Annotated in this window: 14 protein-coding genes; 10 read left to right on the forward strand and 4 right to left on the reverse strand. The window is 40.0% G+C overall.

Annotated features, from left to right (window positions below; all coding sequences use genetic code 11):
* Positions 1–4 precede the first annotated feature (4 nt).
* From Q0L00_RS15260 to Q0L00_RS15305, 10 genes are all read left to right on the forward strand, one after another.
* Positions 5–1,291 carry an iron chelate uptake ABC transporter family permease subunit gene (locus Q0L00_RS15260; RefSeq protein ID WP_297337748.1) on the forward strand — a complete coding sequence of 429 codons (1,287 nt, stop codon included), beginning with the start codon at positions 5–7 and terminating at the stop codon, positions 1,289–1,291.
* Positions 1,284–2,183 (forward strand): metal ABC transporter permease, encoded by a 900-nt coding sequence (locus tag Q0L00_RS15265; RefSeq protein ID WP_363318555.1) that lies wholly within the window; start codon positions 1,284–1,286, stop codon positions 2,181–2,183. The genes Q0L00_RS15260 and Q0L00_RS15265 overlap by 8 nt, the downstream gene beginning before the upstream one ends.
* A gap of 11 nt (positions 2,184–2,194) precedes the next feature.
* A complete protein-coding gene (locus Q0L00_RS15270) occupies positions 2,195–2,650 on the forward strand; it encodes a thioredoxin fold domain-containing protein (RefSeq protein ID WP_297337749.1) in 456 nt (151 codons plus the stop codon).
* On the forward strand, positions 2,647–4,029 hold the full coding sequence (mnmE, locus tag Q0L00_RS15275; RefSeq protein ID WP_297337750.1) for a tRNA uridine-5-carboxymethylaminomethyl(34) synthesis GTPase MnmE: 1,383 nt from the start codon (positions 2,647–2,649) through the stop codon (positions 4,027–4,029). Before Q0L00_RS15270 ends, mnmE begins: the two co-directional genes overlap by 4 nt.
* A 259-nt stretch (positions 4,030–4,288) precedes the next feature.
* Complete coding sequence (locus Q0L00_RS15280; protein ID WP_297337751.1) at positions 4,289–4,642, forward strand: helix-turn-helix domain-containing protein; 354 nt, start codon at positions 4,289–4,291, stop codon at positions 4,640–4,642.
* A 12-nt stretch (positions 4,643–4,654) separates the two neighbouring features.
* Complete coding sequence (locus Q0L00_RS15285; RefSeq protein WP_297337752.1) at positions 4,655–5,785, forward strand: site-specific integrase; 1,131 nt, start codon at positions 4,655–4,657, stop codon at positions 5,783–5,785.
* A gap of 536 nt (positions 5,786–6,321) precedes the next feature.
* A complete protein-coding gene (locus tag Q0L00_RS15290; protein WP_297337753.1) occupies positions 6,322–6,672 on the forward strand; it encodes a helix-turn-helix domain-containing protein in 351 nt (116 codons plus the stop codon).
* A 2-nt stretch (positions 6,673–6,674) separates the two neighbouring features.
* Complete coding sequence (locus tag Q0L00_RS15295; RefSeq protein ID WP_297337754.1) at positions 6,675–7,892, forward strand: DUF5906 domain-containing protein; 1,218 nt, start codon at positions 6,675–6,677, stop codon at positions 7,890–7,892.
* A 1,086-nt stretch (positions 7,893–8,978) separates the two neighbouring features.
* Positions 8,979–9,740, forward strand: coding sequence for a tyrosine-type recombinase/integrase (locus Q0L00_RS15300; protein WP_297337755.1), 762 nt, complete (start codon positions 8,979–8,981; stop codon positions 9,738–9,740).
* Between the two features lie 99 nt (positions 9,741–9,839).
* A complete protein-coding gene (locus Q0L00_RS15305) occupies positions 9,840–10,859 on the forward strand; it encodes an IS91 family transposase (RefSeq protein WP_297337756.1) in 1,020 nt (339 codons plus the stop codon).
* Between the two features lie 476 nt (positions 10,860–11,335).
* Here Q0L00_RS15305 and Q0L00_RS15310 read toward each other — a convergent pair whose 3' ends face one another.
* The 4 genes from Q0L00_RS15310 to Q0L00_RS15325 all read right to left on the reverse strand — a co-directional run bounded on the left by Q0L00_RS15310 (position 11,336) and on the right by Q0L00_RS15325 (position 16,296).
* Positions 11,336–12,130 (reverse strand): cation transporter, encoded by a 795-nt coding sequence (locus Q0L00_RS15310; protein WP_297337757.1) that lies wholly within the window; start codon positions 12,128–12,130, stop codon positions 11,336–11,338.
* A gap of 5 nt (positions 12,131–12,135) precedes the next feature.
* The gene (locus Q0L00_RS15315) at positions 12,136–14,310 is read right to left on the reverse strand and encodes a TonB-dependent receptor (RefSeq protein WP_297337758.1); all 2,175 of its coding nucleotides are present in this window, start codon (positions 14,308–14,310) and stop codon (positions 12,136–12,138) included.
* A gap of 414 nt (positions 14,311–14,724) precedes the next feature.
* A complete protein-coding gene (locus tag Q0L00_RS15320) occupies positions 14,725–15,063 on the reverse strand; it encodes a hypothetical protein (protein WP_297337759.1) in 339 nt (112 codons plus the stop codon).
* Between the two features lie 453 nt (positions 15,064–15,516).
* Positions 15,517–16,296 (reverse strand): hypothetical protein, encoded by a 780-nt coding sequence (locus tag Q0L00_RS15325; RefSeq protein ID WP_297337760.1) that lies wholly within the window; start codon positions 16,294–16,296, stop codon positions 15,517–15,519.
* Between the last annotated feature and the right edge of the window lie 218 nt (positions 16,297–16,514).

Consider the following 16,514-nt stretch of genomic DNA (forward strand, 5'->3'; position numbering starts at 1 on the left):
TAAAATGGAGCATTTTCTATACTTCTTCACCTTCCAAGATTCTTCGATTGCCTTTATCGTGATTGGCATTACGCTATTGGGAATTGGTTCGGCCTACGTGGGAACATTCAGTTTTTTGGATAAAAAAGCCTTATTAGGAGATGCTATTTCTCATGCTGTCTTACCTGGTATTTGTCTGGGCTTTCTTTTTGCCGAAGAAAAAAATCCTATCTATATCGTTGGAGGAGCTTTCATCGCTGGGGCAATGGCTACTTTTTTGAGCTCTTGGCTTAACGAAAACACCAAATTGAGCGAAGATACCATCATTGCCAGTATACTTTCTATCTTTTTTGGTTTCGGGATTGTATTGTTGACTGTGATTCAGAAAACCGGCAACCCTGAGATGGCCGGTTTGAACCAGTTTATTTTTGGAAATGCCATCGGGATTTTGGAGGAAGACCTCTGGGTGTATGGAGGATTAGCCGTGTTGATAATTTTGACTTTGACTGTTTTTATGAAAGAATTCAGTCTGATGGTATTCAATGCTGAATTTGGGAAAGCGATCGGGTATCCCATGGGAAGGATTCGACTTCTTTTTAATGTATTGATGATTCTATCGGTTATCATCGGGATTCAAGCCATCGGTGTGGTCTTAATGGCAGCTTTGTTGATCACACCGGGTGCTGCCGCACGATTTTGGACCGATAAGCTTTCAGTACTGTTAGTGCTTGCGGGTGCTTTTGCTGTTATCTCAGGAATTACCGGTACCTACATCTCCTACGTTATCCCCCAAATGCCCACTGGTCCTTGGGTGGTGGTGAGCTTGTCACTTTTGGCTTTAATCTCCTTTCTTTTTGCTCCGAAGCGAGGCATGCTTTACCGTTACTTTGCTCGAAAAAATTACTTGAGAAAAACCCAGAATGAGCACATCCTCAAAAGTATTTTCAAAGCCATGGAAGAAGGAAAATCCGGACTGACCATAGAAGAAATCTATCAGCTTTATCCTGAACAAAAGAAACAATCCTTAAAATCAATCAAAAGTTTATCAAAATCAAACCATCTAGTTATAAATCAGAATATTATATACTTATCATCTACTGGATTGACTGAAGCAAAACGGGTGGTAAGACTTCATCGACTTTGGGAGTCTTACCTGAACGAATACATGAATATCGCTCCAGATCATGTGCATGAATCCGCTGAAAAACTTGAACATTTGCTCACCCCCGAACTGGAAGCTTTGCTGGAAAGCAGATTGAATTACCCCAAGCTTGATCCCCACCAAGAAAACATCCCACGAGACCATGATTAGTTTTGACCAAAATGCATTCTTGATCATTGTTACGGCATCGCTCATTGCGATATCCTGCGGCCTGTTAGGCGTATTTATGATGCTAAGAAAAATGGCCATGACAGGAGACGCCATTTCACATGCCGTATTACCGGGAATCGTAATCGGTTTTTTTGTTTCGGGGAGTCAACGAGGCTTGGAGGTAATTATCGGGGCAGGGCTTTTAGGGATTTTGGCCACCTTAATGATCGATTGGCTACGTAAAAGAGCAAAGGTTCAGCTAGACGCCTCGATAGGAATCACCTTTACGCTATTATTTGCTATCGGAATTATTTTGATCAATATTTTCGCCTACAAAGTAGACCTGGATCAAGAATGTGTGCTTTATGGAGAAATCGCCTATCTCCCCATTGACCTTTGGATTACGGCTTCAGGCATGAGCATGGGACCGCGAATTACCTGGTTAGCGGTCTTAAATTTACTTTTGGTCACAGGGTTTATCTGGCTTTTATTTAAAGAGTTAACACTAACTAGCTTTGATGAGAATTTTGGTTTGGCTTTGGGGATTCCAGCCGGTGCGATCAATCTTTCGCTCATGAGCATGGTTTCCTATACCACCGTCAGTTCTTTTGAAGCGGTGGGAGCCATACTAGTAGTCGCCCTGTTAGTGGTACCTCCTGCGATTGCATTTCTTTGGACCAAAGCCTTGATCCCATTGATGAAACTTACGGTGGTTTTAGGCGTTTTGATTTCTGTATTAGGTTATTATTTAGCTTTTTGGTTGGACTCATCGATAGCAGGAATGATGGTTACCGTGGCTGGGATCATATTTTTGGTTTCTGCTGTTTTGAAAAGTAAAAAGGCTAAATTTAGTTTTGGAACTCAAGAAAAGGAGAAGTCGTTTACTACCTAATGACTAGTACTATGAAAAAATACTTGATCCTGTTTTCATTTCTGCTTTCAGCCCAACTGGGTTGGTCACAGGATAAAATTGAATGGATGAAATTTGAGGACGCTATTGCAGCCAATCAAACCCATCCCAAAATGCTATTGGTCGATGTCTATACAGACTGGTGTGGTTGGTGCAAAAAAATGGATAAGGAAACATTTACTGACCCCAAAGTTGTCGCTTACATCAATGAAAAATTTCATGCGGTAAAATTAAATGCCGAAGACAATGAACGAACGTTCGATTTTCAGGGAAAACAATTTAGTGAAGCACAAATGGCAGCAGCCATGCGGGTTCGCTCTTATCCCAATTTTGTGATCATCGAACCAACCCTTAAAAACATCGCCCAGTTACCCGGGTACCGAAATCCGGAACAGTTTATGGCGGGATTGAATGAATTAATCGAAAAAGCTTTTAGATCAAAACCATGAGTTTTAACCTCGCAGAACGCGATGATACCATCATAGCCCTGGCTACCCCACAAGGTGTCGGGGCTATTGCCGTTATACGGCTGTCTGGAAAAGACGCAATTAAAGTTTGTAATGATGTATTCTTTGGGAAAAATCTCGAAAAGCAAGCCAGTCATACCATTCATTTTGGTACTATTCGTGACGGAGATCGGGTAATCGATGAAGTATTGGTCTCACTTTTTGTTGCCCCCAAATCATTTACTAAAGAAAATGTCGTAGAAATCTCCACTCACGGCTCATCCTATATCATCAACCAAGTCATCCGGCTTTTTGTCAAAAAAGGGGTTCGTCTGGCCAAGCCGGGAGAATTTACCCAGCGTGCTTTTCTCAACGGTCAGTTTGATTTAGCTCAAGCCGAAGCCGTTGCCGACTTGATTCATGCCGATTCAGAAGCCTCACACAGTGCCGCTCTAAATCAAATGCGTGGTGGATTTTCTTCAGAAATTCAGGAATTGAGGGCACAATTGATTCATTTTGCTTCGATGATCGAATTAGAATTGGATTTTACAGAAGAAGATGTAGAATTTGCCAGTAGAGATGATTTAAGAGTGTTGGTTGAAAAACTTCTTCGTGTAGTTGAGGAATTGATTTTGAGCTTTGACTTAGGCAATGTGATTAAAAATGGTGTTCCAACAGTCATTGCAGGAAAGCCCAATGCCGGCAAGTCTACCCTGCTTAATGCCCTTCTAAATGAAGAAAAAGCCATCGTATCGGAAATTGCCGGAACCACTCGAGATTTTATTGAGGATGAAATCAACATCGGCGGAGTAATTTTTCGATTTATCGATACGGCAGGCTTGCGGGAAACCACCGATACCATTGAAGCTATTGGAGTTAGTCGAACTCAAGAAAAAATGAAAACGGCCTCGCTGATTCTCTACCTATTTGACTTAAGCGATACGGACTTGGTGGAGATTAATCGGGACATCAATAAACTAGAAAACTTGGGAGTTCCTTTTGTTAAAGTTGCAAACAAAACTGATAAAGCTAAAATAAATATAATCAAAGAGTTAAAAGAAATTCATTCGGATACTATCTTTATCTCCGCAGGTCAAAAGGAAAACCTAGAAGGACTTAAAGCTAAGATTTTGGAGTTGGTTAATTTAGACAAATTCAAGACTGGAAATACGGTGGTTACCAACATTCGTCATTACGACAGCTTGACCAAAACCCGGGAATCTTTATTGGATGTGTTGAATGGTTTGGATCAGGAAGTGACCAATGATTTCTTGGCCATGGATATCCGCAGATCTTTACATTATCTGGGAGAAATTACCGGTGAAATCACTACCGATGATTTACTAGCCAATATTTTTTCTAAGTTTTGTATCGGCAAATAGACATCTAAAAACAACTCTAAATTACTATAAGTAATTACAAATAAAACCCTCTAATTGAACAAATTAGAGGGTTTTTCATTTTTAAGTGATTTTCAAGGTTTCTCAAAATCTGTTGAAAATTTGTACCGTATTTGTACCGTTTTTTAGCGGTACAAATTTTTTATTAAATTGGGGGAGATTATGAAACAATAGGAAACAACTAGAAACAACCAGAAACATCAGGAAACAACCAGAAACAAACTGACCATAAAAATCAGCTATGAGCTCAAACATTAGAATAACTCGGATATGCCAGTTCTGTGGAAATTCATTCACGGCAAAGACCACAGTGACAAAGTATTGTGGTGAACCTTGCGCCAAAAGAGCTTATAAACTCCGAATCAAAGAAGATAAAATTCAGCAAAGCAATGTTGAGACGGCCACTGTCCTAAATCAGGCTTGGGTCAATGCCAGCCAAAAGGACTATTTGAATGTGAAGGAAACTTGCGTCTTCATGGGGATCAGTCGAACTACCCTATGGCGTTTGATCAAGAATAATTCCTTAGGAGTAAAGAACATCGGAAGAAAAAGGATTTTCAGAAAATCGGATCTTGAGACATTTTTGAACCAATAGCCTACACCAACCATGAAACCGATAAAAGTAACCCTGCGAAAGCGTCCCTTGGAGAAAAACAGAATCAGTTTATATCTGGATTTCTATCCCCCCATTGTAGATCCACAATCGGGACAGAAAAAAAGAAGAGACTACCTGGGGTTGCACATTTACGCAAATCCAAAAACTCATACCGAAAAAGAGTTTAATCGGATCTGCCTTTTGAAAGCCGAAAGCATCAGAAGTCAGAAGGAAATTGAATTTCTGAATAACAGCTTCGGATTTTATGACAAATTCAATCAAAAGCGGGATTTCCTTCAGTATTTCCATGAAAAAGGAAGACAGCATTCTAACTCCTCTGGAAACCTTGGAAATTGGCAAAGTGTCTTAGAGCATCTAAAAATCTATTCCAGAGGCAATTGTTCTTTTGCTGATGTTACTCCTGAATTTTGTGAAGGATTTAAGAAGTATCTGGCAAAAGCCAAATCTATCGGCAGAAGCCATCAGCTATCCGCCAATACCCAACTTAGTTACTTTGCTAAACTGAGGGCAGCGCTAAAAGACGCAGTAAAAGAACGAATTATTACTGCAGATCCCTGTATTTCTATAAATAACGTCAGAGCGGAAGGCAGCAACCGGGTTTACCTGACCCAGGCCGAGGTGAAGAAACTCTACCTTACTCCCTGTCCAATGCTTCCCTCCCTTCGGATTGCTTCACTTTTCTCCTGTCTCACAGGACTTCGGTGGTCTGATATTGAGAAATTGACCTGGGGAGAAATCGAGGAAACGGATCAGTCAGATATTTCACTTTTAAAATATCGCCAAAAGAAAACCGGAAGATCTGAATATCTCCCCATTTCAAATCAAGCCAGAGAACTATTGGGTACCAGAAAACCACAAACTGAACGTGTGTTTCCAGGCCTGAAATATTCTGCTACGAATAACACCATTCTAAAAAACTGGATCCTCAGCGCAGGAATCCAAAAGAATATTACTTTCCACTGTTTCAGACACACTTATGCTACGCTTCAACTTGCAGGCGGAACAGATATATATGTGATTTCAGGAAATCTGGGACACAGCAACCTGAAGACTACCGAGATTTACACTAAAATTACAAATGAGAAAAAGGTAGAAGCTGCAGACAAAATCAAGCTCTACTAAGGCAAGTTTTCCTGTTTGTGAAGTAGGTTATTTTTTATTGACTACTCTAAATCCGACGTAGTTTTCTGAGTTCAAAAAGTTCGGATTGAAAAAAAAACAATTTTTTTTGAAAAATTTTTCCTTGAAAATCTCTCGTATATCTAGATATACATATATACTTATATACCATTATTTTTCAAAATAAATAATAGCCTTCTACACTGAGTAGGCAAAGAATTCGTACTTAGAGAAGTTGATAAATTGTATTTATTAAAGAAAATTGAACTTTATAAATAGATTACTCGATTCTACTTTTTACAAACAAACTTTTTATTAAATAAAAAATCAAATCAAAGCTATCTAACATACTGTTTTTCAATTATTTAAGATTATAAAAAGGTCAATGAAATATATACAGATATATAGATATACAGCCCTTCATATATAGCTATATATAGATATACAAAGGAGGTAATAATCTAATAAAAGCAATGATTAATACATTTGCTTTATAAAATCTATTTCATATAAATTAGGGCAAACAAAACCAATTTACCATGAAATCAGAAAACCCTTTTGAAATTCTAAACAGTCGGTTAGACGAGATTTTTCTTCGCCTGGAAGAAATTCAAAATTCCAAAGTTTCAACTGCCACTATGGAAGAGTCAAATGAAATATTGACGGTAAAACAAGCCGCAGAATATTTAAACCTGAGCATCTATTCTATCTATGCTAAAACCTCTCAGAAATCCATTCCACATGCTAAGAGAGGAAGGCATCTCTACTTCTTTAAAGATGACCTCCGAAATTGGTTAGCGTCTGCTAAATCCAAAACAAGAGAGGAAATCAATCAGGAAGCTGATGATTATCTCCTTAAGAACAAGAAAAGATCTGCAAAAACCCGATAGATATGAATAAATCAGAAGATAAATATATCCGGGTCGGTACTTCCCTTTTCAAAAGAGTCAAGAAGCCAAAGATGAGTGGCAAAGATGAGGAAATGATGATTTCCTGGAATTTGGACACGATTAAGCAAGACTATCCCAATTGGCGTGAAGTAGTCAAAGAGATGGAACGGTACAATGGATTTTGTACGATACCGGAGCATTTGGAATACCAACGTAACTACCAGGGCTTTTACAATCTCTATGAACCCATTTCAGTTTGTCCAGAGCCCGGAGATTGCCCCAACATTTTACGGTTCATCAGACATATTTTCGGAGATCAATATGAGATAGGTTTGGACTACCTACAGCTCCTTTTTACTAAACCCAGTCAGCGCCTTCCAGTGCTCTGTCTGGTGAGCAGCGAAGGAAATACAGGGAAAACCACCTTTTTGAACCTGCTGAAGGCGATCTATGGAAACAACATGACCTTCAACACGAACTCAGATTTCAGAAGCAATTTCAATTCTGACTGGGTTTCAAAATTGATCATTGCCATTGACGAAGTTCTGCTAGATCGGAAGGAAGACAGCGAGAAGATTAAAAATCTGAGCACTGCCAAATCTTACAAAGCCGAGGCAAAGGGCAAAGATCGGTTTGAGGTTGAGTTTTTTGGCAAGATTATCCTTTGTTCCAATAACGAGGAGAACTTCATGGTCATCGGCGTTCAGGAAACCAGGTATTGGGTAAGGAAAGTCCCGACTCTGGAAAAACTAGATCCTGACTTTCTTTACAAGCTGGAAGATGAAATCCCGCAGCTACTTTTCTATCTACTTCATCGGAAGCTTTCTACCTCAAAGAGTTCAAGAATGTGGTTTACTCCTGAGCAAATCTATACCCCTGCACTTCGCCGGGTAAAATCCTACTCTATAAACAAAGTTGAGCTGGAGCTTTTTGAAACCATCAAAGAAATCATGGAAAGCCGGGAGCTTGAGGAATTTTGCCTGACCAATACCCACGCCAAGAAATTGCTGGAAAGATCCGGTTTCTCAGTTTCGCGCTCCCACGTCAGAAGGATTCTAGAGGAAGTCTGGAAATTAAAGCAGTATCCCAATGCTTCTAACTTCACTGCTTACCAATATGATTTGACCGGGAGCATTTACGAGAAAGAAGAGAAAGGAAGGTATTACAAAATCCTTCAACAGGAATTAGACCGAATTCTCTCTGGAATGTTGACTAACTGATTTAACACATTGAAAATAATATATTTAACAAGTCAACATTCAGTCAACAATTGGTAAACAATAGAATAAAAGTTGACTGCCGATCAACATACTAGTTCGAATGTTGACTGGAAAGTTGATCGAATGTTTACCATATATCATTCGGTAATTCAGATCACTAGACCCTAAAGTCAACAAATCAACATTCTAATGAGCGTATTTTCACGACCCAAAACCAAAGAGGAAGTTGATAACTGATATTGACCACAAACTGCCGTCTTTTTCTTTTTGCTGAAAGCTCCTATTGAAGACTTCAAGAAGCCAAATGTAGGTGAAAATCAGTGGCCATGATAACGGATTCCTTTGCCAAGTAAGCCTTACTAAGGTTAGACCACAAAAACAGCAAAAGAAAAAAGAGAGAACAAGCAGACGTTTTCTTATTTGCGTGTGCCTTGCAAGTTGTGTTTTTGTGACACAAATTCTCCCGAATTTGCCTCACCAAACCTACTTGCCTTCGGGTTCACCTATTGCATACGGTAAAACCAATGGAGTTTAGAACCTCGCAACTCAGTCCACTTTAAGGATGGATCCAATCATGAAATGGATATGTCAGAACAGATATATCCATTCAAAAAAGTTATTTCCGTAATTTTTCTAGGCCTTTTGAGGGGCCGAAAAATTCCAGAATAACTTTTTCTAACACCTACAAACTTATCGGGAAGATACCTAAATATTGAGCAACGTTTGGCAGCTACACGCAGGTGGGGATTTTTAGCACTGAACTTCATTAAAAGTACAGAACTTGGATGTAGCACTTCACTGTCATAGAAGCACTGAACCCCCACTTGCGTGTAGGTGCTGTTGCACTAAACCTGCGGTAGTTTCTCCGGTAAGCAGTCCGAAAGAGGTAACTTTTTAGCTCATTCATAAACTCTTATTAATCATGAAAAAAAAGAAAACCTCCTCCAGACCGCTTGCTCCAAGATAGCGGGATTTGCTGAACTACTGGCCAAGTTTGAACAAAAAGTTACCGTGGCCGGGAAAAGCCAAAGTACCGTCACCAACTATGGCCGTCATCTGGCTAAACTCGCCCTTCACTTCAATGAATTGCCCACTGATGTAGATCCCGACCGGATCAATGATTACCTGCATCTGGTCAAACGGGGGCATAACACACCCTCTGATTCTTACTTCAAGTTCACCGTCTATGCCCTCCGCTTCGCCTATCGGATCGAAGGGATGAAGGATAAAAGGATCGAACTTCCCACTATCAAGCACAGCAAAAAGCTTCCCGTAGTCCTGAGTCAGGAAGAAGTCCGCAGACTGCTTAAAGCACCCAATCTACTCAAGCATCGCGTGCTGATCGGTCTGCTGTATGGCTGTGGTCTTCGCTGCTTTGAGGTTCGTAATCTGAAGATCTCTGACTTGGATTTTGACCGGAAAGTCCTTCATGTGAAGGATGGGAAAGGCAAAAAAGACCGCTACGTCCCGTTGGCTGACATCCTGATCAGAGGGCTGAAAGCCTATCTGCAATCCGAGCAGCCGAGCCAATGGGTCTTCAACAGCAAAGATCAGGAGATCAAAGGTCGGGTCGGAGGAGATTTTGACTCCCGCTATTCCCAGCGGGGCGTTCAGTGGGCGGTGAATGAAGCCAAAAAGAAAGCTGGGATCGAAAAGCCGATGAACGTGCACACCCTTAGGCATACTTTTGCGACCCATCTGCTGGAAGAAGGTCTGGACATCCTGACGATCAAAGATCTCCTTGGCCATGAGTCCATCGACACCACGATGATCTATCTCCACGTCGCCCAAACTGACAAGTGCCGTGCCTTCAGTCCGCTGGATCGGCTGTATCTGTCCCGTCGTTGAGAGCCAATCACGAAGTGGCTCAAGTGCTACGACAGCACTGGGCTGAGGTGGAACATCATCCCCAGATCAACCGTTGGCAGCTGCGGACGCTTTTCGGCGTTGAGGCGTTGCCGAACAGCTGACTTGGGCGGACATGTGGATGCCTGCACGGACTGTGGGAATACCCGGATCAGTTACAACAGTTGCAGAAACCGACACTGTCCGAAGTGTCAGGGTAAGAACCGGGAGGAATGGATCTTCAAGCGGGAAGCCGAGTTGCTTCCTGTTCCCTACTTCCATGTGGTCTTTACCTTACCCGACACGCTGAATCAGCTGGCGATGTATAAGCCCAAGGCCGTCTATGACAGTCTGTTTGAAGCAGCCTGGCAGACGGTCCGTTGCTTTGCCAAAGATCCCAAGCATCTGGGGGCTATGGCCGGGATGATTGCTATTCTCCACACTTGGGGACAGACCCTGACACTTCATCCCCATCTTCACTGCATCGTACCAGGAGGCGGACTGACTAAGCACCAAAAGTGGAAGACAGCCAAAACTCAGGGCAAATACCTCTTTCCGGTCAAGGCGATGAGCAAAGTCTTTCGGGCAAAATATATCAAAGCGCTTAAGTCCCGGATCCAACAGGAAAAGGAACTGGTCAATCAACTCTTTCAAAAAGAGTGGGTGGTATACGCCAAGCGGCCTTTTGGACATCCCAAAGCCGTGCTGGAATACCTGGGAAGATACACCCACAAGGTGGCCATCTCCAATCACCGAATTCTGGAAATTGACTCCAAACAAATCACCTTCAGCTACAAAGACTATCGGCAGGAAGCCCAAAAGCTGGAGATGAGTTTGGACAATATGGAGTTTATCCGGCGGTTCTCCTTGCATATCCTGCCCAGAGGATTGGTGCGAATCCGCCACTTCGGGATATTGGGAAGTTCGGCCAAAAAGATCACGATTCCTCTCATTCATCAGGAACTCGGAATTCCGATCCCAGAAAAGGAGCCAAGGATTCTGGAAAGCTACAACTCAGGGTACTGTCCCTGCTGCCAGAAGGAAAGCATGGTGAGCATCCAGCGACTTCCCAAAAGAGGACCTCCAAAGACAGTCTTTTCCGATGTCCCAACCCAATTTTAATTCCTGATTTTGATCGGGCTGGCGAAGCTACGCCCATGCGACAAAAAAGCCCTTCCAAAAAGGGGTTGGAAGGGCTCAAAATGATCTAATTTTTTGACTCGATACTGAATCTGCTAGCAGGGGTTACATTTTAATCTAATCGGATACATCGTTTGCCTCCAAAAATTCCGACTCAATCCCCATAAGAACTTCACGGTTTCGTGCAACAGCGGTTTCATTGTTCGTGCTTCGCACGCAACGAAAACCTAGTTGTTAGCAGCTGGCGTTCTGTCCACCGTCTTAGTAAACCATTGTCTGTATGTCGTTCAAGTGTCGTTGTCGGCTTGTGTGTTCGGGTATTTTTTCTTTTTTCAGAAGGGCAGGAAAATTTTTTATTCATTTTTTTTCGGGGGAACAAGCACACTCTTTTTGCAGCTTTGGTTTGCGTGTTGGCTTGTAGCGGCTGCAAAATGTGTGTGCTTGTGTGCGTTGGCTTTTTATTTCGCTAACTGTAATATCCTGTATGCTCCTCTTGCAACAATTACAAAAACAATTGCTCCAATAATCAAGTCGGGATAACCTGAATTAAGCCAATTAACCAAAAGTCCTGCAAGGATTACACCCGAATTAATTATTACGTCATTGGAAGTAAAAATCATACTTGCTTGCATATGGGCTTCTTTACTTTTTCCTTTTTGTAATAAGTAAAGACAAATCACATTTGCTATCAGGGCTAAAACAGAAACTACAATCATTGTTTGGAAATCGGGCATTTTTTCAACTCCGATAAAACGTCTGACAACTTCAACGAAACCGATAACAGCTAAAAGGATTTGAAAATATCCTGCAAACTTGGCGATGTTATTTTTTCTTGCAATCGTTCCTCCAACTGCAAATAATGCCAATGCGTAAACGATACTGTCAGCAAGCATATCCAAACTGTCCGCTACCAATCCCATTGAATTGGAAAAAATGCCAAACAGCATTTCTAACCCGAAAAACAGAAAATTGATAATAAGAACCGTCCACAATAATTTTCGTTGCATACTGCTTGTGTCTGCTTCTATTTCTATTGTATTTTCTTCCGTTGAAATTAAAGTTGTATCAAGATTTAGAGTTTCCAAAGCCGAAAGTATAGGTTGGCTTTCCGCAATATGATGAACTGTCAATTTTCGGTTTGCAATATCAAACTCCAATGATTTTATTTCATCAAACTTTTGCAGTTTCATTCGTATCAATTGCTCCTCGCTTGGGCAATCCATTTTTATGATTTTAAATATTGTCTTTTGCATAATTCTTACAATTTTAATTTTATACCGCCATTAATTAAAAATCCGTCAAGCGGTGCGTAAATGTCCCTGAAAACAGGATTGGTAACTGTTCCTGTATAAATGGTGTCAAATCGGGTTTGTCGTGCGTCAAGGAAATTTTCAAAGTTGATGTAAACAGAAAATTTTTCCCATAGCTTTTCAACCATAAATCCGCAAAGCACATATTGTTTTCCTGTTGCTCCGTCACTTAATTTTTGAGGGCTGAAATAATACGCTTCCAAACCTACTTTCCATTTATCCTCTATTTCATACATTAAAACTGAATTTATCCTGTGCTTTGGCGTAAGTGGCGTATTTGTTGAAACTCCGTTTTGATGCAAGCGTGTATCTGTAAACGTATAGCCCAAAAACAATTTAAAATCTTCATAGCCGATTTTGATATTGGTTTCCGTTCCTCTTGTATCAATATGCCCTGCCGAATTGATAAATTGGTATAAGCCGTTTGTTTGATAGTCAAGCAACAAAGGATTATCCAAATAGGTGTAAAAGAAAAGTTGGTTAATGCTAAACGTTACTTTTTCGCCAAATGCGGTGCGATAATTAAAATCAACATTTCCTCCGTAACTGCGTTCTAATTTGTTGATGTTTTTATCAATCGGCATTACATTTTGATATTGTATGCGTTCGCTTTCTTCTGTAAAAATGGTTGGCGTTTTATAGCCAAATCCACCGCCAAGACGTGAAGAAAATTTATCCGTTATTTTGAATAATGCCGAAACTCTTGGCAGTAATGCAATGCCATAGTCAATAACATAATCGGCTCTGAAACCTGTTTCAAGATTGAGCCACTTGGTAGCTTTCCACGAATTTTGAGCAAATGCACCAAAAGTAATTTGGTCGTAATTTCTCAACGGAAAAGTATCTAACTGCTTTTCCTGAAAATTGTCTGTCCAAAGATTTACCCCTGTAACCCATTCTGTTTTTTCCCTGACATTGGTATAGCTTGCTTCGCTGAAAGTTGCCGTTTGTGTGCCGTCAAAACTATAATTAGGAATGTTGATTATCCTGTTAAAGTAACTCACGCTGTTTTTAAAATTGAAAAAACTTTTGTCATTAAATTTATGGTCAAAAGACAATTGTGTAGAATAGCGTTGTGTTTTGTTTTCTTCAAAATAACTGTGGATAGTGTCGCCATTTCCCTGAATATAATGTATGTCGCCACCGATACGGTTTTCAATGGCTGTGTTTAATCCAACATTCAGTTTTGTTTTATCGCTGAAATAAACAAACAACTTGGGATTGAAAACATACCTGTCAAATTTTGGAATAGCTGTAAGGTCAATATTGGCAGGGTCGTAAGCCCAATTGCGGTTATGTGAGGCAAAAACAGTTGTCCCGATTTTGTTAAATCGTTGTCCGTAAAAACCATTTATATCAAAACCTCTGCCCGAACTTCCGTTTAAATGAAAACGCAACTCTCTTTCATCAGTTGGCGTTTTGGAAATCAGGTTTACCAATCCTGCTATTGCTCCACCTCCGTAAAGCGTAGATGAAGAACCTTTAATAATTTCTACCTGCTTTAAGTCAAGCGGTGGTGTTTGCAAAAGTCCCAAACCACTTGCTGCTCCTGCAAATAAGGGAAATCCGTCTTTAAGAATTTGGGTGTATCGTCCGTCAAGTCCCTGAATACGAATAGAAGCGTTGGCAGATGTTGCCGATGTTTGTTGCGTTTGTATGCCTGTACTTTCGCTCAAAAGCATACGAATATCGCCCGCTTTCATATTTCCCTTTTCTTCTAATTCCTCTCCTGCAATAAATTCAATTCTTGTCGGAATGTCTTTGATTGTTCTTGAACTTCGTGTAGATGAAATCACAAATTCGTCCAACTCGTCTGTTTCTGATTGTAGAAAAATTTCAATCGGGTCTATTGTTGTTAAAGGAAATTCAAAGGTGTCTTTTCGTGTTTCATAACCTATATAACGAAATTCAATTACCTGTTTTCCGTTCGGAATATTGGTTAAGGTTATCAGTCCGTCAATATCTGCGGTTGCTCCTGTTGCTGTTCCTGATAAAATTGCTGTCGCACCGATTAACGGCTCTTTTGTTTCGCTGTCTTTTATGACCGCTTTAAATGTATTCTGTCCGAATACGGTATTTATATGAAATGCTACCATTAGCAGCAAAATGATTTTTAACTTCATTGTCTGAATGATTATTAATGTTTGAAAAATAAGAATTGGCGGTGCGTAGCACCGCAATTTGTTATTGTGCCTAAGGCACTGAAACATTAACTAATCTTAGGCGGTTGCCAAATGGCAGAGAAAAAGTCAGACGTAGTATTGTCCTTGTATATGGAAACTTTTTTGTCTGAATAGGTAAGAACAGAGTGTAAAGCAAAGTTTGCTATCGGGAAAGTAAACCCTACACAAGTATGGCAATTCATAAAAGGTGAACAACAATCGCCACAATCTTTATCATCTTGGTTGTCTTGGGATTGTTCAGTCGTTTGCTCCTGAAAACATTTGTCCTCCACTAAGTTCGGTGCTGCTGTCAGCAACAAAACGTAAATGGCTAATATGGAAGATAAATATTTCACGGTGCAAATTTAATAAAAATCATTTTTCTACTGTCCAATCATCATTGTCATTTTCTTCAACATTAATTTTGCTGATAACAGCGTTTGCCCCTGAGTCTGTGTAAGTTCCATATCCATTAACAAATACGCCTTTTGCTCCGTCTTTTCGGTTTCTCATTGCGTATAAAATGGCTTCATCGTCCAAGTCGTTTTGTCCGGTAAAACGATATATTTTATCAATAACGATGTCGTTCAGATCAACTTTTTCGCCTCCTTTTTTATATGAGATGTTTTCTTCTAACAGGTTAAAGTCTTCTGTGTAACCTCGTTGTCTTAATATTTCAATTACTTCTGATAATGTTTTCTCTGTTGATAGCATAGTGTTCTCTTTATAGATGTTTTATAAATGCAAAGTTAAAAAAGCGTTGGGAAAAATGGCTCTTTGGCTTTTGCCGAAGCGTGGGCTTTTGCGTGTCGGGGCAAAAGCCAATGTGCCATTGTGCGGTGGCAAAAAAATGAATAAAAAATGTGCGGTGGGGAAAAAGAAAAAATACAGAAGGGTCAGCAAAGAGTGTCGGCTTACCCGTTGTCCCGTTTCAATATGGTCTGTCTTTGTTTGTCTGTCTGTCAAAATGGTTTACTTTTCTTGTCCGTCCGTCCGTTACTGTCAGGTTGCACGGTCGTCTGTTACGCTTGCTGCTAACGTTTTACAATATGAAACGGTTGGGTTTTCGGAGCGCGTTCCTATCCACCGTTGGAAAAAGTTGGAGCGAGAACTAAAGCCTCGCAAACCACTGAACCCCAACTGTTTTATATTGTGTGTTGGCGGTTGTTAATATTCATATCTATAAATATAGTTTCCATAACAAACATCAAATCCTGGGTCAATTCCGAAATAGTAAGTTCTTTTTTCAATCAGTTTTTTATCAATGTAATCATTTTCCTCAATAATATTTTCTCCGTCTTGAATTTGAACTAATCGGTTTTGAGAATCATACTTGTAGGTTTTTAAATACATTAAACTGCCAGCTTTTGTCTCCTTTTTTTCTTCAGTCAATAAATCTCCAAAATATTTATAAGTCGTAATGTGGTGTTTTTCACCATTCTTGGTATAGTCAATCTTTTTAACAACCTTATCACCACTATACTCATATGTATTAAATCCACCCCAATATTCCCATTCTTTAACTAATTTATTGTTATCATATTCTCTCGGAGCTTCGTTTTCACTTGTGTTTGTTATTTGTCCATCAGTGTCATAGTCAGTGAATTTGTATAAAATATTAATTAGTTGGTTATCCTCATTATAAATATAGGTCATCTCAGTTTTTTTCCAATCAGTCAGATATATTTCTGAGGTTATCTGATTTTCTGAATTATATTCAAAAATTGTCTCGCTATGAACCTCTCCATTTAGAATTGAGGTTTCTTTTATCAAATTAGCATTGTCATACTCGTATTCAACTATTCTTAAGGTATCATCTATTGAAGCTTGGCAGAATACTATCATACCACTTGGATTATCAAGTTCGGCAGGAATCAATAAGTCGTCATCTATTGAACAAGATATAACTATCAGGAAAATTGATGTTAGTGTTATTATTTTTTTCATGTCAATCTAATCTTTATTTACTAATCTAAGATGAATATCACTGATTTGAGGTTGCGTTGCTGTCTCTTAATTACCGCCAACGTTTTGGCGCTTGGCGCAGTGGCGGATTTCGGAGCTCAAAACTGTCAATACACCACAAAAGTTGATGTGAGGTAGAATGTTCAACCGCAATTATGCAATAGGAATAGTAAAGTTTCCCAAAATCTTTGAAAGGGAAG

Source organism: Algoriphagus sp. (assembly GCF_024305035.1).
Taxonomy (GTDB): domain Bacteria; phylum Bacteroidota; class Bacteroidia; order Cytophagales; family Cyclobacteriaceae; genus Algoriphagus.